The organism is Mycobacterium sp. 852014-52450_SCH5900713, assembly GCF_001667075.1.
Lineage (GTDB): Bacteria > Actinomycetota > Actinomycetes > Mycobacteriales > Mycobacteriaceae > Mycobacterium.
Genome location: NZ_LZIL01000053.1, coordinates 252,414 through 269,295, shown reverse-complemented (window position 1 = coordinate 269,295; position 16,882 = coordinate 252,414). Strand labels below are relative to the sequence as shown.

11 protein-coding genes are annotated in these 16,882 nt (G+C 70.8%); 6 read left to right on the top strand and 5 right to left on the bottom strand.

Annotation, left to right across the window (positions count from 1 at the left end):
- Nucleotides 1-151: 151 nt before the first annotated feature.
- Nucleotides 152-589, bottom strand: coding sequence for an ester cyclase (locus A5773_RS17690; RefSeq protein ID WP_066949743.1), 438 nt, complete (start codon nt 587-589; stop codon nt 152-154).
- 213 nt (nt 590-802) lie between these two features.
- Here A5773_RS17690 and A5773_RS17685 point away from each other — a divergent pair, with 213 nt between their 5' ends.
- From A5773_RS17685 to A5773_RS17670, 4 genes are all read left to right on the top strand, one after another.
- Nucleotides 803-1,159, top strand: coding sequence for a hypothetical protein (locus A5773_RS17685; RefSeq protein ID WP_066949747.1), 357 nt, complete (start codon nt 803-805; stop codon nt 1,157-1,159).
- A 50-nt stretch (nt 1,160-1,209) separates the two neighbouring features.
- The gene (locus A5773_RS17680; protein ID WP_066949750.1) at nt 1,210-2,016 is read left to right on the top strand and encodes an MBL fold metallo-hydrolase; all 807 of its coding nucleotides are present in this window, start codon (nt 1,210-1,212) and stop codon (nt 2,014-2,016) included.
- Between the two features lie 213 nt (nt 2,017-2,229).
- Complete coding sequence (locus A5773_RS17675) at nt 2,230-3,369, top strand: PPE family protein (RefSeq protein WP_066949754.1); 1,140 nt, start codon at nt 2,230-2,232, stop codon at nt 3,367-3,369.
- Nucleotides 3,370-3,493: 124 nt separating this feature from the next.
- On the top strand, nt 3,494-4,624 hold the full coding sequence (locus A5773_RS17670; RefSeq protein WP_067260511.1) for a PPE family protein: 1,131 nt from the start codon (nt 3,494-3,496) through the stop codon (nt 4,622-4,624).
- Here A5773_RS17670 and A5773_RS17665 read toward each other — a convergent pair.
- Entirely contained in the window at nt 4,613-6,976 is a 2,364-nt protein-coding gene (locus A5773_RS17665) for a heavy metal translocating P-type ATPase (protein ID WP_156659310.1), read from the bottom strand. The genes A5773_RS17670 and A5773_RS17665 overlap by 12 nt on opposite strands.
- Nucleotides 6,977-7,091: 115 nt before the next feature.
- Here A5773_RS17665 and A5773_RS17660 point away from each other — a divergent pair, with 115 nt between their 5' ends.
- Nucleotides 7,092-7,496: a CBS domain-containing protein gene (locus tag A5773_RS17660; protein ID WP_067791789.1), complete on the top strand. Its 405-nt coding sequence runs from the start codon at nt 7,092-7,094 to the stop codon at nt 7,494-7,496.
- Nucleotides 7,493-9,031: an FMN-binding glutamate synthase family protein gene (locus A5773_RS17655; RefSeq protein ID WP_067791787.1), complete on the top strand. Its 1,539-nt coding sequence runs from the start codon at nt 7,493-7,495 to the stop codon at nt 9,029-9,031. The genes A5773_RS17660 and A5773_RS17655 overlap by 4 nt, the downstream gene beginning before the upstream one ends.
- On the opposite strand, the gene A5773_RS17650 is transcribed toward A5773_RS17655, so the two are convergent.
- Genes A5773_RS17650 through A5773_RS17640 form a run of 3 tightly spaced genes read right to left on the bottom strand, consistent with a single transcriptional unit; the run spans nt 9,000 to nt 16,735 of the window.
- The gene (locus tag A5773_RS17650) at nt 9,000-11,657 is read right to left on the bottom strand and encodes a cation-translocating P-type ATPase (protein WP_066949771.1); all 2,658 of its coding nucleotides are present in this window, start codon (nt 11,655-11,657) and stop codon (nt 9,000-9,002) included. The genes A5773_RS17655 and A5773_RS17650 overlap by 32 nt on opposite strands.
- A 17-nt stretch (nt 11,658-11,674) precedes the next feature.
- Nucleotides 11,675-12,289 carry a DUF5994 family protein gene (locus A5773_RS17645; protein WP_067791785.1) on the bottom strand — a complete coding sequence of 205 codons (615 nt, stop codon included), beginning with the start codon at nt 12,287-12,289 and terminating at the stop codon, nt 11,675-11,677.
- Between the two features lie 9 nt (nt 12,290-12,298).
- Nucleotides 12,299-16,735: a cation-translocating P-type ATPase gene (locus A5773_RS17640; protein ID WP_082948292.1), complete on the bottom strand. Its 4,437-nt coding sequence runs from the start codon at nt 16,733-16,735 to the stop codon at nt 12,299-12,301.
- Nucleotides 16,736-16,882: the final 147 nt, after the last annotated feature.

Genomic DNA, 16,882 nt, shown 5'->3' with positions numbered 1-16,882 from the left:
CCAAACGCCGCCGCACCCGCGCCCAAGACCGCGCCTCCCGGGTAGCCACCGAACGCCGCAACAACCACCAAGCCCGCATGGCCCGGCGAGCCGAATCGGTGAGCTCCAGCGGGCCGGCCCCACCCGCCAGCGATGACGATCCGCCACCCTTCTAGCTGATAGGAGGAAGCACACCCATCTGAATCAGCACGTTCGCCATGTCGAAATAGACCTTCTCGCATAGCAGTCGATCGCCGTCGAATTCGAAGATGCCGACTATCGGAATCTCGATGCGGCGACCGGTTGGTGGGATGCCCGCCCATTCGCCGTCATGGGTTCCCGTGATCAGCCCTTCGCCGAATATCGCGTCGTCGGTATGGCGCATCCTGCCGAACTCGGCGTGCAGGTCTGGGAGGCCAACCATGAGGCCTTGCAGCAGCTCCCGGACGGCATCCTCACCGTCGCTCGGAACGCCGTTCACCTCGTAGCGTGGCTGCGCGAAGGTGGCGATTGTCGCCTCGACGTCGTGGCGGTTTTCCGCCTCGGCATGCTGATTGACGATTGCCTCGCGGCGCTGGCGAAGGCTGGTGATGTCGTCGACCGCTGTCATTACGGGGCCTCCTCGATGCCTCGACGAATCCCCCGGTAGGGCGTCACTGTAGAACACCCCTGCGCCACACGGGCGGCTTTGCTCCGCGACGCCCTTTTCTGGGATCGGTAGCGAACAGGCCGGTATCTGCTGATTCGCGTAGTCCACTTCCCCCGTGACGGGGTCGGCGCGAGCGGATACTGATCGCAGAGCGTCGAGGAAAGGCGCGAGGCAATGTCGAACAATCAAAAGCTCAGGAAGGTCATTACCGGGACGCTGCTGTCCGGCGGCGTGGCGCTGGCGGGTCTGGGCCTGTCCGCCGGTACGGCCCAGGCGGAGCGCGGTATTGCGCCGCAAGTGATCGGCCCCCTACCCCTGGACAACTTCACGGTCCCGCACGACTGGTGCCCGGGGCAGCCGTTGCCGATGCCCGATGTCCGATGGGATATGGGCGTCTGCCATCACTGGTACTGGGTCCCCGTCGGGGGGATGGGCAACGTCGGCCAGTTCGTGTGGGAGGGCGACGCTCCCCGCCGGCCGCTGGGTCCGCCACCTTGCTACGGAGCACCCATCTGCTTGCCCGGCCTGTAGCGGAAACTTCCGGGCCGCGTGAGCAGCCCGCGATCGGGTAGCCCGCGGCTATGGACATCACCGTGACGTTCGTGGGCAACGCGACCACCTTGATCGCGGCGGGCGGGCTGACGCTGCTGACCGATCCCAACTTCCTGCACCGGGGGCAACTCGCCTACCTCGGTCACGGGCTGGTATCCAAGCGACTCAGGGAACCGGCGTTGCGTATCGACGAACTACCGCCGATCGACGCCGTCGTGCTCTCCCACATGCACGGCGATCACTGGGACCGCGTGTCGCAGAAAGGCCTCGACCACGACCTCCCGGTGGTCACCACCCCGCACGCCGCCAAACGGCTGCAGCACCGGGGCTTCGCGAACGCGAGTGGGCTGTCGACGTGGGAACAGCACAAGATCACCAAGGGCGCCACCACCGTCACCATGACGTCGCTGCCGGGCCGACACGCCCCGGGGTGGAGCCAGCGGCTGTTGCCGCCGGTGATGGGCACCATGCTGGAATTCGCCGCCGCCGACGGATCACTCCGGCGCCGGCTCTACATCTCCGGCGACACCCTGCTCATCGAGGACCTCAAAGAGATCCCGGCGCGGTTCGACTCCATCGAGGTCGGCGTGTTGCACCTCGGCGGCACCCGGCTGCCGGCCGGCCCGCGGCTTCCCTTCGGGCTGACCGTAACCATGGACGGCCGCCAGGGCGCGGGATTGGTGTCGATGCTGGACCTGCCGAAGGCCATTCCGGTGCATTTCGACGACTACGGCGTCTTCGCTTCGCCGCTGGCCGAATTCACGCGGGAGATGCAGCGCCGCGACATGGCCGATCGGATCATCGAGGTGCCCCGCGGCGCGTCGGTGACCGTCTAGAGGGTCCGTCGGCGCCGGTTTTCGAGGTGCCGAAGCCGACTAATACTTTGGCTACCCTAAGGTCGCCGGTATATCGTTCTCACGGTCCGGAACTCGATGGGAAGGATGCGCGCAGCACCTTGGGGGGGTGAATGCCTAATGTTTCCGGTCTCTTTGCAACTTGGTAATCGAAATTTTCCGGCCGCGTACCCGGCATAGACAATGTGAGATGTGATGGACTTATTCGCGCCACCCGAGGTCACCTCGACGCTAATCCATTCCGGTCCCGGGGCGGGTTCGCTGATCGAGGCCGCTGGCGCGTGGCAGAATTTGGGCGTCGAGTTGGAAAACTCGGTTGCCGTGTACGCGTCCGCATTGTCGTCGTTGATCGATTCGTGGGACGGCCCGTCCTCGATGGCGATGCTGCAGGCCGTACAGCCCTATCTCATCTGGCTGCGCACCACCGCGCAACAAGCCCAGCAAATGGCCACCTCGGCAGAGTCCGCCGCGGTGGCATTCACCACCGTGCGCTCGGCGGTGGTGCACCCCTCGGTCGTCGCCGCCAACCGGACCCGGCTGGCGCAGTTGCTGGCCACCAACCGGTTCGGGCAGAACACCGCCGCGATCGCCGCGACCCAGGACGAATACCAGACCATGTGGGCGAACAATTCCGCGGCGATGACCCGATACCAGGCGGCGTCGTCGCAAGCGACCACGTCGTTGTCGCAATTCAATTCGCCGCTCGCCATCACGAACCCGACGGGCACGCTCAACCAAAACGCCGCGGTGTCTAATGCTTCCTTGCTCAGCTCGGCCTCCAGCACGGGGAACATCATCGACTCGCTCGGCGTCACCCCCTTCGACCCCAACGCCGGTTGGTTCAGCTACTTCAGCACCTGGGGCAACCAGTTCATCTCGTCCGGGTTCCCGATCAACCTGCTCAGCTACCTGGCGCAGAACACCTCGGCCCAGGCGCTGCAGGGTGTGGGCAGCGACATCGGCCTGGGGCTCTCGGAGGGCGAGGGGGCGCTGGCGTCGTCGGTGACCAGGCTGGCCAGTGCGTTGCAAGCCGCACCCGGGGGCGCGGCCGCGGGTGCGATGGGGGTCGGTGTTTCGCTGGGCAAGCTGACCGCGCCGCCCGCGGTGGTGGGCCTGCTACCGGCGACGCAGACGCCGGTGCAACTCGCATCGTCGGTGTCGCCACTGCCGGCCGACGCCGGGCTCACCGGCATGCCGCTCATGCCCATGATGGCGCCGGCAACCAACTCCGCGGGCAGTGGTTGGCGCAAGCGCAAGCAACAGAAGTTTGAGGACCTTGAATACGGGGCGGAACTCCCGAAGAAGGTGATTCACCGACCGCCAAGCGGGGGATGAGAGCCAATGACGCCTCCCCACTCCGGAAGTCGATTCTCGCCGCCGGATAGGTTAATCGCGGCCCAAAATCCCTGTTGCGCAAGCAAAGTAGTCCCGCGCACCCTATTGCGTTGGACGAGACATGATTGATTTCGGGCTGCTGCCGCCCGAGATCACTTCGGCGCTGATCCACTCCGGACCCGGCGCCTGGTCAATGATCGAAGCGGCCGGCGCCTGGCAGGAGCTCAGCGCCGAACTGGAGGCGGCCGCAAGCAGCTATACCGAAGAGCTGGCGTCGCTGGCGGGGACGTGGCAGGGCCCGTCCTCGGTGGCGATGGCCCAGGCCTTCGAGCCCTACCTGGCCTGGTTGCGGACCACCGCGGCGCAATGCCAGGAAATCGCCGCATCGGTGGAGACCGTCACGGCCGCATTCGAATTGACGCATTGGACGGTGGTGCATCCCTCCGTCGTCGCAGCCAACCGGGCGCGGCTGGCGTTGTTGCTGGCCACCAACTTCTTCGGCATCAACGCTCCGGCCATCGCCGAGACCGAAGCCGAGTACAACGCCATGTGGGTCAACAACTCGGCGGCGATGTATCGCTACGGCGCAACCTCGCTGAACGCCGTCAAGCTCTCCCCACTCTCGTCCCCGCCGCCCGTCGCCAACCCCTCGGGCGTCTCCACCCAGGCCTCGCTGGTGCCGGCCGCCAACGCGCTGGCAAGCTCTCAGACGTCCACGGGGTCGATCATCGACGCGCTCGGCGTCACCCCCTTCGACCCCAACAAGGGCTGGTTCGGGTACACCAGCATCTGGGGTTGGCAGTTCATCGCCGGCGGATTCCCCGTCAACCTGCTCAGCTACCTGGCGCAGCTCAATGCGGCCCAAGCGCTTTCAGGTGTCAGCGCCGACATCGGACAGGGCCTGGCGGAGGGCGGGGCCGCCCTGGCGTCGGCGGATGCAAGCCTGGTGAACGCCCTGGGTTCGGGGGCGCTGGCGCCCCGGGGCGCGCTGGGCGTTTCCGTGCTGGTGGGCAAGCTGAGCATGCCGCCGGCGACGGTGGGGATGCTGCCCGGCGCGCAGCCGCCGGTGCAGCTCGCCTCGGCGGTGTCCGCGCTTCCGCCGGGGGCGGGGCAGACCCCCGCCATGCCGGTGGCGCCGATGCGGCCGCCGGTGGGCGGCAAGGGTGGCCGGGGCGACGGGCGCGACTACGAGGACATCGAAATCGGCGCGGAGCTGCCCGGCACCGTTATGAAACGACCGCCGTCAGCGGGATAGCTTGTCCGCCAAGGCATCCCGGCCATCCGGTTTTCGCGGGCCGGGTTCGTCCTCGGCGAGGGTGAAATAGCTTTCCTCCTCCTGAAGGAAATGCAGGCGTAGCAGGGCATGCAACCCGTAGAGGCAGGCGAGCAGGTCGTCGAGCTGGTCGGGGCCGATCGCCCCCCTGCTCTGGGCCAAGGCCAGATGGGCGCCGATCCGGTCGGAGAGCCGCTGGATCTCCGCGTGGGTGCGGCTCATCGGGGCGGTCGCTTCGCTGGTGCCCAGCGGGTGGGCCAGCGCGGGATAAAGCTGCGTCTCCTCGGCTTGCTCGTGCGGGATGATGCGCTCGGTGAGCACGGCGTGCGCGCGGCCGATCGCCTCCAGCGCCGACTGGTCGGGCGCGGCGGCCAACCGGTCGGCGGCGTCGCGCAACAGATCCACGGCGTCGCGCAGCTCGTCATGCTCGGCGTCGAAGCGCCGCAACAGCTGCTCGGTCGACGCGGGGAGATCGACCTCGATGTCCGGGTCGCCGCGCAGGGCGCGCAGCGCGTTGAGAATCACGGCGACGTCGATGCCCTCCTGCACCAGCGCGCCGACGGCCGGTGGGAGCCAACCGATGGCGGCGACGGCCATCGCCGCCAGCGACAGGACCATGCCGGTGACCGCGCTCTGCACGGCGATGCGTCGCGACCAGCGGGCGATGTCCATCGCGTCGGCGAGCCGCTCCAGCCGATCGGTGGTCAACACGATGCCGGCGGCCTCCGAGGACGCGGTGGCACCGCGGGCGCCCATCGCGACGCCGACCGTGGCCGCAGCCAACGCCGGTGCGTCGTTGACCCCGTCGCCGACCATCACGGTCACCGCACGGTCCCGTTCCGCGCGCACGGCCGCCACCTTGTCGGCCGGGCTTTGTTCCGCGTACACCTCGTCCAAACCCAGGACGGCGGCGACCTCGCGGGCGGGTTCGGCGCGGTCTCCGGTCAGCATGACCAATCGGTTCAGCCCGGCTTCGCGTAACCGGCGCAGCGTTCGCGGCGCATGGCGACGCAGCGGGTCGCGCAGCAACACCGCGCCCGTGGGCCGCCCGTCGGCGCAGACCCAGGCGATCGCGGCGCCGTCGAGCAGGGCGCGATTGACCACCGCGCGGGCCCATTCCGCGGTCGCGGTGTCGTGCGAGAGTTTGCCGACGTGGACCCGCCGGCCGTCCAGGGTTGCGGTGACACCCCGGCCCGGTTCCTCGACCACCTCGGTGGGCAGCGACAGCCGCAGACCGCGGGCCCGCGCCGCGGTGACGATCGCCTCGGCCAGCACGTGCGGAGACATCTGATCGACCGAGGCGGCCAGGCGCAGGATCTCGAGCGCATCGCGGCCGGGCGCGGCCGCGACGTCGATGACGACGGGCTGCCCCATGGTCAGGGTGCCGGTTTTGTCCATCACCAAAGTCGTTGCGTGGCCCAGGTTTTCCAGAGCGCCACCGCTGCGGATGACCACGCCGCGCCGCGACGCCCGCGACAGCCCGGACACGATCGCGACCGGCGCCGCGAGCAACAGCGGGCATGGCGTCGCCACCACCAGCACCGCCACCGCCCGCACCGGTGACCCGCTGGCGAACCAGGCCGCCCCGGCCACCAACAGCGTCAACGGCAAGAACCACGCCGCGTACCGGTCGGCCAGCCGTACCACCGGCGCGTTCTCCGCCCCGGCCTCCGCGGCCAGGCGGACGATCTGCGCGTAGGTGCTGGCGGCGGCGGTGGCGGTGGCGTGAATCTCAAAGGCGCTGCCCGCGTTGACAACCCCGCTGCGCACCGGCTCGCCCACGCCGCGCTCCACCTGCAGGGGTTCGCCGGTCAGGACCGATTCGTCCAGCACCGCGACAGGGCCGGAAATGTGCCCGTCGACGGGCACCACTTCACCCGGGCCCACCACGAGCAGATCGTCGACCGCCACCTCGTCCAGCGCGATCACGTCCACCGCCGACCCGACGCGACGGCGCGCGAATCGCGGCGCGTGTTCCAGCAGCGCCCGCAGATCGTGGGACGCGCGGCGCTCGGCCGCCGCCTCCAGCGCCCGCCCACCGGACAGCATGACCGCGATCAGCGCGCCCGCGAGATACTCACCCACCAGCAGCGTGCCTACCAGCGACAAAACGGCGATCAGATCGACCCCGAATCGACCCCGGCGCAGTGCGGCCAGCACCCACACCACCGCGGGGAGCAACGCCACCACCGTGCCCGCGATCCAGCAGCCGTCGGCCACCCGCGGCGCCCCGGCAAGCCAGGCGATCCCCCCGGCCGCCAACGCGACGACGGTGACCACGGCAAGGATCGGCTCGACCCACTGAGCGGGCCGCAACCAGCCCCGGCGTCCCATAGCGCCCATGCCTGCCAGCGTGGTCCCGCATTCCCGAATGGGCTAGGGCCGGATGGACGCGGATTGAGGACTCAGGTCACTAGAAGGCCGGCCGCCCGCTGGCGAGCATGGAGGCGTGACTGAGATATCAACGCCGGGATCCATCCCGATCTCCACCATCACCGGTGACCCCGTGGCCCGCGTCCCCGCCGACGCCACGATCGCCGACGCCGCCAGGGCCATGGTGACCTGCGACGTGGGAGCCGTCGTGATCGGCGACGAGGCACGGCCGGTCGCGCTGGTGAGCGAGCGCGACATCGTGCGGGCCGTAGCCGCCGGGCGAAACCTCGCCACCGCAGCGGTCTCCGACGTGGCCAGCACCAAACTGGTGTGGTGTGACGCCGAAGCCTCGGTCGACCAGGTCGCCGCCCGGATGATGGACCGCTACATCCGCCACGTGCTGGTGGAGCGCGACGGCGCGCTGGTCGGCATCGTGTCGGCGCGCGACCTGCTGGGCGTATACACGGAATTCGATTCTTGAAATCGCGGGCGGTGGCCGCGTTGGTCGGCGGGAGCCTGGCCGGACTGACGGGCTGGGATCTCCTGCAGCGGCGTCACACCATCCTGCGCAACTACCCGATCATCGGGCACCTGCGGTTCCTGCTGGAAGCCGTCGGCCCGGAACTGCGCCAGTACATCGTCACGGACAACGACGCCGAGCGGCCGTTCAGCCGCGACCAGCGCCGCTGGGTGTACACGTCGTCGAAGCTGGCCAACCGGTACTTCGGCTTCGGCACCGACAACGACCTGGAACGGGTGCACAACTATCCGATCATCAAGCACGCGGCGTTCCCCGTCGCGGCGCCGGTGGGCGAACCCGAGCACCCCGACCCGGCGGTGCCGTTGCCGGCGGCCAAGGTGCTCGGCGGCGCGCGGGGGCGCGCCAAAGCCTTCCGCCCGTCGTCGGTGGTCAACATCTCCGGGATGAGCTTCGGCGCGCTCGGCGGCGCGGCCATCACCGCCCTGAACAAGGGCGCGGCCCTCGCCGGCGCCTTGCACACCACCGGCGAGGGCGGGGTGTCGCCGTATCACCTGGGCGGCGGCGACCTGGTCTGGCAGATCGGCACCGGCTACTTCGGTTGCCGCGACGGCGACGGCCGCTTCAGCCTGCCCCGGCTGATCGATCGGGCGGCAGCCACGCCGGCGATCCGCGCCATCGAGATCAAGCTCAGCCAGGGCGCCAAGCCGGGCCTGGGCGGTGTGCTGCCGGGCGCCAAGGTCACCCCCGAGATCGCCGCCATCCGCGGCGTTCCGGTAGGGGTGGACTGCAGGAGCCCCGCCGGCCACTCCGCCTTCCATGACGTCGACGGGCTGTTGGAGCTGGTGGAGACCATCGCCGCCGAGACAGGCCTGCCGGTCGGGATCAAGTCGGCGGTCGGGGAGGAACGGTTCTGGTGTGACCTGGCCGCGCGCATGGCGCGCACCGGGACGGGCGTCGACTTCGTGACCGTCGACGGAGGTGAGGGCGGCACCGGCGCCGCGCCGCTGGTCTTCAGCGACCACGTCGCCCTGCCGTTCAAATGGGCGCAGCCCCGGGTCTACCGGGCCTTCGCCGAGCACGGGCTGCACCACGATGTGGTCTTCGTCGGGTCGGGCAAGCTGGGCATCCCGGAGAACGCGCTGCTGGCGCTGGCCACCGGCTGCGACATGATCAACGTCGGCCGAACCGCCATGTTCTCCATCGGCTGCATTCAGGCCCAGCGCTGCCACACCGGCCGCTGCCCCTCCGGCGTGGCCACCCAGTCGCCGTGGCTGCAGCACGGCCTCGACCCGGACCTGAAGTCGGTGCGCTGCGCCAACTACCTCGCCACCCTGCGCTTCGAGCTACTGCAGCTCGCCCGCACCTGCGGCCACGTCCACCCGGCGCTGGTGCCGCTGGAAGCCATGGAACTTCTCGACATCGACATGAAGACGGTGCGGGTCGACGAATTGTTGGGCTACCAGCCCGACTGGGGACTGCCGAGCCGGGCGGACATCGAGGCGATCACAACCGTGATGTCCGCTGGCGCAAGATGAGCTTCCGGATTTCGCTCACCCACAGGACCGTGCTGGCCATGGCCACGCACACCAGCCACTGGCTCATCGACAGCGGCGTGGTGGTGAAGGCGGTGTTGAGAACCGGCAGCTGAACAACGGCCACCTGCAGCAGTGCCGATAACCCGATCGCCGCCCACAACCAGCCGTTGGCGAAGAACCGGTGGAAGGCGGTCCGCGTCTCGGAACGGGCGTTGATGGTGTTGACCAGCTGGGCGATCACCAGCACCGTGAAGCCAGCGGTGCGGGCGGTGTCCAGGGACGACGACAGCGGCCCGCCGGGCGCGTACAGGTGGATCGTGACGAGGGTGGCGGCGGCTACGGCCGCGCCGATCACGATGATGTTGTTCCACATCCGGGCGTCGATGACCCGGTCCGACGCCGAGCGCGGTGGCCAGTCCATGACCTCTTCGGCGTGTGGGTCCACGCCCAGCGCCAGGGCCGGAGCGCCGTCGGTCAGCAGGTTGATCCACAGAATCTGCGTGGCCAACAGCGGCAGCGCGACGTTATGACCCTGGGAGAGGCCGATCGCGCCGGCGAGCACGACGCCGAAGAAGACGGTGAAGATCTCGCCCATGTTGGAGGAGAGCAGGTAGCGCAGCGTCTTCTTGATGTTGGAGAAGATGCCCCGGCCCTCGCGAATGGCCTGCACGATGGTCGCGAAGTTGTCATCGGCGAGGATCATGTTCGCCGCTTCCTTCGCGACCTCGGTGCCGGTGCGGCCCATCGCGATGCCGATGTCGGCCGATTTGAGCGCGGGCGCGTCGTTGATCCCCTCGCCGGTCACCGCGACGACCTCATGCTCGGCCTGCAGCGCGTCGATGATGCGCTGCTTGTCCGCCGGGCTCACCTGGGTGAACTGCGAGTGCAGCCGCACCGTTTCGCGCAGCCGGTGGTCGTCCAGGGCGGCGAGTTCCGCACCGGACACGGCCGACTCGCTGTCTTCGATGCCGAGCTGGCGGGCGATGCGCGCCGCGGCTTGGGGATGGTCGCCGGTGATCATCACGACCCGGACGCCGGCCCGGCGGGCCTCGGCGATCGCCGCCGCCGCCTCCGGTCGCGGCGGGTCGGTGATGCCCACCATGCCGAGGTACACCAGGTCGTGGTTCGACCGGCAGGCGACCGCCACGACGTGCAGGGCATCGAGCCTGAGCCGCTCCGCACCGCTTCGAATCGTGGCTCGCGTCGCGTCGTCGAGCGGAGCCACCCGATCACCGGCTCGCAGGTGCGTGCAGTGGCCGAGCACCTCGTCGGGGTCGCCCGTCGTCACACCCGCCGGGGTGGGGCGGGGCCCGCCGCCGAGCTTCCGGTGGGCCACCAGGAAGGCCGCTTCGACGGGATCGCCCCGGATCGTCCACCGCCCGTCGTCCGCTTCGAGGGTCGCGTTGGCGGCCGCGGCGCCCCCGTCGAGCACCAGCGCGGCCTGCCGCCACAAGTCGTCGCCCTCGTCCAGCGCCGCCCCGGCACGCTCGAGGCGACCCTCGGGCCGGTATCCGGCACCGGTGACCGCCACCTCGCCGAGGGGGGTGACGACCCGCACGACCGTCATCTCCCCAGTGGTGAGCGTGCCCGTCTTGCCCGAACACACCACCGACGCCGACCCCAGGGTCTCGGCGGACGACAGCTCCTTGACGACGGCGTTCTGGGCCGCCATTCGCCGCATGCCCAGCGCGAGTACCACCGACATGATGGCGGGCAGGCCTTCCGGCACGGCCGCCACGGCCAGCGATACGCCCAACAGCGCCGCCGTCACCACGTCGTGGGCGCTGTGCATGCCGAAGACCACGAGAATGGTCGCGATCACGATGACGGCGATCACCAACACCGCGATCCCCAGCAGCCGGCTGGCCCGGGCGACCTCACGCTGCAACGGTGTCGGCTCATGGTCGGCGATGCGCACCAGGCTGGCGATCTGCCCGGTCTGGGTCGCCATTCCCGTGGCGGTCACCACCGCCCGCCCGACACCGGTGCTGACCGCGGTGCCCTTGAACACCATGTCCGCTCTGTCCCCGAGCGCCGACGGCTCCGCCAGTGTCCGGGCGTCCTTGGGCACCGGCTCACTCAAGCCGGTCAGCGCGGCCTCCGACACCTCCAGCCCCGCGGCCGAGAGCAGCCGCGCGTCGGCCGCCACGGCATCGCCCTCGGCGAGCAGCAGCAGGTCGCCGGGCACCACCTCGCTCGCGGGAACGGTGCGCCGCGCGCCGCCGCGGAGGACCGTCGCCGAGGTAGCGGCCATCCGCGCCAACGCGCTGACCGCGCGCTCCGCGCGCGTCTCCTGCGCGTAACCGAGGAGCGCGTTCAGGACGAGGATCACCGCGATCACCACCGCGTCGACCGGCCAGCCGCCGGCCCCCTCGACAACCCAGACGGCGAGCGAGGCGACCAGCGCGGCGAACAGCAGGTAGATCAGGGGGCTGCGAAACTGCGCCAGCAGCTTCCGGTAGGCCGGCGGCGGCGGAACGCTCGCGATATCGTTCGCGCCGACGACGGCGAGCCGGCGGGCGGCCTCCTCGGCGGTCAGGCCGAGTTCGGCGTCGGTGCGCAGCTTTTCGACGACGGCGGCGGCATCGAGGAGCGCGGGGTCGGGGTCGATCAGCGCGGCGTCCACCGAACGCGCTCAGCCGCTCAGGGGTGGCTCGCCGGCAGCACCGACGGGGCTTCTCTGCGGGACTCCACCATGCGGTTGCGAACGATGTGTTCGACGAGGATCGGCACGAAGGTCTGGACGGGTGCGTCGACGAACTGCTCGGCGGCCTCCTCGGACCAGCGTTTGATCTGCGCGGTCCGTTGCTCGTCGCCCAGCCCCTCATGGCGGGCCAACTTGTCGGCGACGTCGGCCACCGATCGCGCCACGGTTGACCGGCTGCGCGACGGCGCCCCGTCGTCGGCGGGCACCCGCGCCTGCTCCAGCGCCTGACGGGCCACCTCATCGCCGGCGTCCGGGCGGATGACGTGCAGTGTGAGGTGATGGCCGTTCTCCCCGATCAGGATGACGCTGGACGGCTCGTCGCTGGTGAAGGCCAGCAGTTCGACCGTGTGGCCGCCGATCTGCACCAGCGCAGGGGTGTCCTGCCAGCCGTTGCGGCGGTAGCCCACCATCACGACGGGGCCCAGCCGCTCGGACACAGCAGCCAGCAGGGCCGGCAACTCGTCGAGCAGGTTCGTCGTTCGCGGCCACCAGGCACCGTCGATGTGCTCCGATACGGACCGATAAGGCTTGAGCTGTAAGCGATTTTGCATGTGCACGCCTCAATCGTGGTCGGTGCGCCCGGGACCCGGCAGGGTCGGCCGCACCGAAGGGGTGGGACTTTGTGCCCTTTCGGGTTCGATCGCCGGCTCGCCGCCGAGCCACCGCCGCTGTGCGCCCTGCGACGCGCGCAGCAGCAGGTCGGGGGCGACCGCCGACAGGCCGCTGGCGGCCGCCGCGGCCAGCAACCCCTGGCCCCAGGCGAGGGGGTCCAGCGGCGTGCAGCCGAACAGCTGGCTGAGTCCCGGTGTGCTGACCACCACCACGAGCGCGCCCAGCGAGCCGACCGAGGTCAACACCACCAGCGGGGCGCGCGAATCGACCAGCGTCTGGGTGAGCTGCGCACCCACCAACGCCACCAGCGCGACCGTGGCGGCGCGGCGCGGCGGGCCGGTCACGCTGGCCATCGCCCAGCCGGCCGTCGCGCCGATCGTGGTGGCCGCACCGCGGATCCCGATCGCCCGCCACATCGCCGCCTCGTCGCGGTCGACGTCGGCGGTGCCCGTCTGGGGGCTGACGGCCAGAGCTGCGGCCGGCAGCGCGTCGGTCATCATGTTGACCAAGAGCATCTGGCGGGCGTTGAGCACCGAACGCCCGGTCAGGACCGTGGTGATCAGGGCGAAGCACACCTCGCCGAGGTTGCCGCCCAACAGCATCGACACCGCCGACTGCACCCGCCGCCACAGCTGCTCACCCTCGTCCAGCGCGTCGAGCAGCGCCTCGATCCGTTCGTCGAGCAGCACCACGTCCGCCGCGGTGCGGGCCGCATCGCTGCCGCGCGCCGCCACGCCGATGCCCACGCTGGCCGCCCGGATCGCGGCGGCGTCGTTGACGCCGTCGCCGACCATCGCCGTCACCAGCCCGGACCGCTCGAGGGTCTGCACCACGTCGATCTTGTGTTCCGGCGTCATCCGCGCGAACACCACCCGCGCCGCCGCCGCGGCGGCCCGTTGGTCGGCGGACAGCGCCTCCCAGTCGCTGCCGGTGATCACCTGTTCGGCGGTGACGTCGATCCCCAGCTCCTGGGCGATCGCCGCCGCGGTCGCCGGGTGATCGCCGGTGATCAGCCGGACGCCGATGCCACGCTCGCCGAGTTCCTTGAGCACCGCGGGGGCGGCGGCCCGCGGGGTGTCCGCCAGTCCGAGCAGGCCGACCGGCGTGAGGCCGGAGCCGCACAGGGCCTCCAGGCGGTCCGGATCCCTTGCCGCGGAGGCGGCTTCACCCGCGCTGAGTTGACGCTCGGCCACCGCCAGCACCCGTAACCCGTTGGCCGCCATCTCGTCGACCTGTCGTGTCAAGGGGTGGTCGTCGTGCAGCAGCGCCGACGCGAGCACCTCGGGTGAGCCCTTGATGGTCAGCCGGGTGCCGACGAGCGCGGCGGCGAACGGGCGACCGGACTGGAACGGCAGGAAGGCGTCCCGGGTCAGCCGCTGCGGCCCGGAGCCGTCGCCGCGCAGGGCGGGGTCTTCTGCGGCGCGGTGGATCGCGTCGTCGGTGGCGTGGTCGACGCGGTGGGTGTGCCGGGCGTAGCTGGTGCTCAACGCAGCATCCAACAGCGCACCGGGGGTGTAGCCCGGCATCGGGCGCACCGCCTTGACCTTCAGCCGGTTCTCGCTCAGCGTCCCGGTCTTGTCGAAGCACACCACGTTCAGCCGGGCCAACGCCTCCACCGAGTGCGGGTTGCGGATCAGCACCGATTCGCCGGTGAGCCGGCGCGCGGCGGCCAACTGGGCCAGCGTCGCCACCAGGGGCAGGCCCTCCGGGATGGCGGCGACGATCAGCGTGACCGCGCTGGACACCGCCTCGCGCAACCCGGTGCCCCGCGCCACGCTGAGCAGTCCGACCAGGCCCCCGCCGGCCACGCTGAACGGCAGGGCCCGGCGGGTGATGTGCCGCAACTGCCGCTGCAGCCCGATCTCCTGCATCTTCCTCGGCGCCATCGCCAGCGCCCTGCGCATCTCCGACTGCGATCCCACGGCGGTGACCACGGCCACCGCCGTGCCCGCGACCACCGTGGTGCCGGCGTAGAGCATGCAGGTCCGTTCGGCCAGCGGGGCGCCCGGCGTGGGATCGATCTGCTTGGCCACCGGCAGCGATTCGCCGGTCAGCGTCGACTCGTCGACCTCCACGTTCGAGGCGTGCAGCAAGCGGGCGTCCGCCGGCACCACCTCGTCGGCGTGCACCTCGATGATGTCGCCCAGCCGCAGCCGCTTGGTCGGCACCTTCTCGCGGCGGTGCGCGTCCAGCGCACCCACCCGCCGCCTCGCCGGCGGATCCTGCACCGCCAGCAGGCGATTCAGGGTGCTCTCCGCGTGCAGCTGCTGCTCGGCCGACAAGGCGGCGTTGACCAACAGCACGCTGCCCACCAGCACCGCATCCAGCGGCGAGCCGAGCAGCGCGCTGGCCGCCGCGCCGGTGGCCAGCAAGGGGGTGATGGGGTCCGCCAGGTCGTCGCGCATCTCGTCGGCGAAATCGCGGACGACCGCCCACGCCGCCGCGCTCGCGTCGTGCAGCGCACGAATCGGTGGCACCTGCTGCCACCAGGCGGCAGCCGCCTCCTCGCGGTCCTCCTCGGTCGGGCGGGGCAGCAGCCGCTGCACGTCGGCGACCGGCAACGCGTGCCAGTCGTGGATGGTTTCGGGCTTCGGCAGCGGATCGCGCAACGTCTTGGTGGCCGCCCGGTACCCGAACCACAGGCTGGCGAACATGCCGACGTTGACCGATGCCGAACTCCGGCCGGGCACACCGGGAATCAGCATCAACGCGCCGAGCGCCGAAGCCGACGCCGACAACCGGACGGCGTTGTCGGTGGCGGCGCGCGCGGCGGGCAGCGCGTGCAACACCCGCCAGGCGCCGGTCAGGTCATTTGCGATCACATCGGCCGCCCAGGGCGGCGAATGCCCCGGCCGCAGCAGCCCGATCGTCACGTCGGAGCGGTGCGCGGCCCGCATGCCCGACGTGGTCAACAGCGCCACGGTGTTACCGGCGGCCTTCAGTTCCGCAACGGCCGCCGCCACCGCGTGGTCGATCGACCCGTCCGCCGGATACAGTTGGTCGAAACCCTGTGCCAGGGAACGTAATCCGTCGTCGTCGAGTGAATATACGCGCGGCTGCGACCGCCTAGCCTCGGTCAGCACCGCGGCGGCGAACGGATCGCGGATGAAGCTGATGAGGGCCTCGCCGACGTTGCCCGCCCCGGGGATGTCGGCCAGGGGGTGCCATCCCGGTTCCAGGCCGTCGTTGTCGAGCGCGGCCCGAACCGCCTCCCAGGCGTGGGCGCGCGCCGAATCCTCCACTCCGAGTACACGACTGACCGTCAATTCGTCGGTGTACAGCGCGCGCGGGTCGACCATGATCGCGTCGATCCGGTCGAGTGCCCGCAACACCCGGGGGCGCAGCACCAGCGCGTCGTGGCGGGTGGAAAGGCCGCGGTTCATCGTGCAGCCGAACGCTTCTCGCACGGTGCGCAACGGCTTGGGGATGGCGGCCAGCGCGGCGGCGCCCGCCGCGTCGGGGTTGCGGGTGAGCAGGCCGACCGCGGCGGCGGCGCCGAGACCCGCCATGCCGACGCGGTTGGCGTAGCGTTCCGCGGGCCCGTCGGGGGGCGCCGGGTTGGCGGTCGGCGCCGCGCCGGCGTCGTCGCGCACCGGACGGCCAGCCAACCCGGGCTCATGCCGGGACCACGCCAGCCTGCCGTTCCACGCCTCGGCCGCCAGCATGGCGCGGGTGGCGGCCTGCGCCGCCCCCGCCGTCGGCGACAGCGTCAGGGCGGCGGTGGTGGCGTTGACGATGCCGAACAACACGTCGGTGCCGTCGGGCCCGAGACGCCGCTCCAGCTCCCTGCGCAGCCGCGGCAGGTGGTCGGCGATCGTCGGCGGTACGGCCACCAAGTCCGGCAACCGGGGCAGCCGCAGCAGACTGCCGGTCAGTGAGAGGCCAAGGCCCACAGAGGCGGCCGTGGCCGCGACCATCCGGCCCATCAGCAGCGCGTCGTCGCCCGGCAGGCTGGCCGGCAGCTGCCTGCCCGCGCGCCGTCGTTCGGCGCCGGCGACGGCGCGGCTCAGCGCTGAGGCCGACGGTCCGCCGTCGGCCACGGTTACCACCACCCGCGCGAGGGTGCGGTTGACGTAGGCCTGCCGCACGCCGGGGGTCGCGCGGACGGCCGCCAAAACATCGGTCGTGATCGCCGCGGCGTGCTGGCTTTCGAGCCCCCGCACCTCGACCCAGTGCCGCGCGCCGTTGCTGCTGGTGCGCCGCGCCGGTGGTCCGCCCGCCGCCTCGAGCACCGCGCCCGCCGCCGCGCGGGTCAGCGCCGGAACGTCCGGCGTGGCGCGCACCAGGGACCTGCCCACGCTCATCGCGACATTGCCGCCCAACAGGGCGGTGCCGGCGGCGATTTCGGTTCCCACGGCGGCGACGCGCAGCGGCGCCAACAGCATGCCCAAGCCGGGCAGGCCGCGTCGTGTGGTCACCGTGCTCTCCCGGCTCACGTCGATCGTTCGAGTGTTCTCGGCATGGTAATAGCGGCAGATTAACGGGCGGTGGCGCGCGGGGGAGGAGTCGTTCAGGACCTTTTCGGGTGGCTT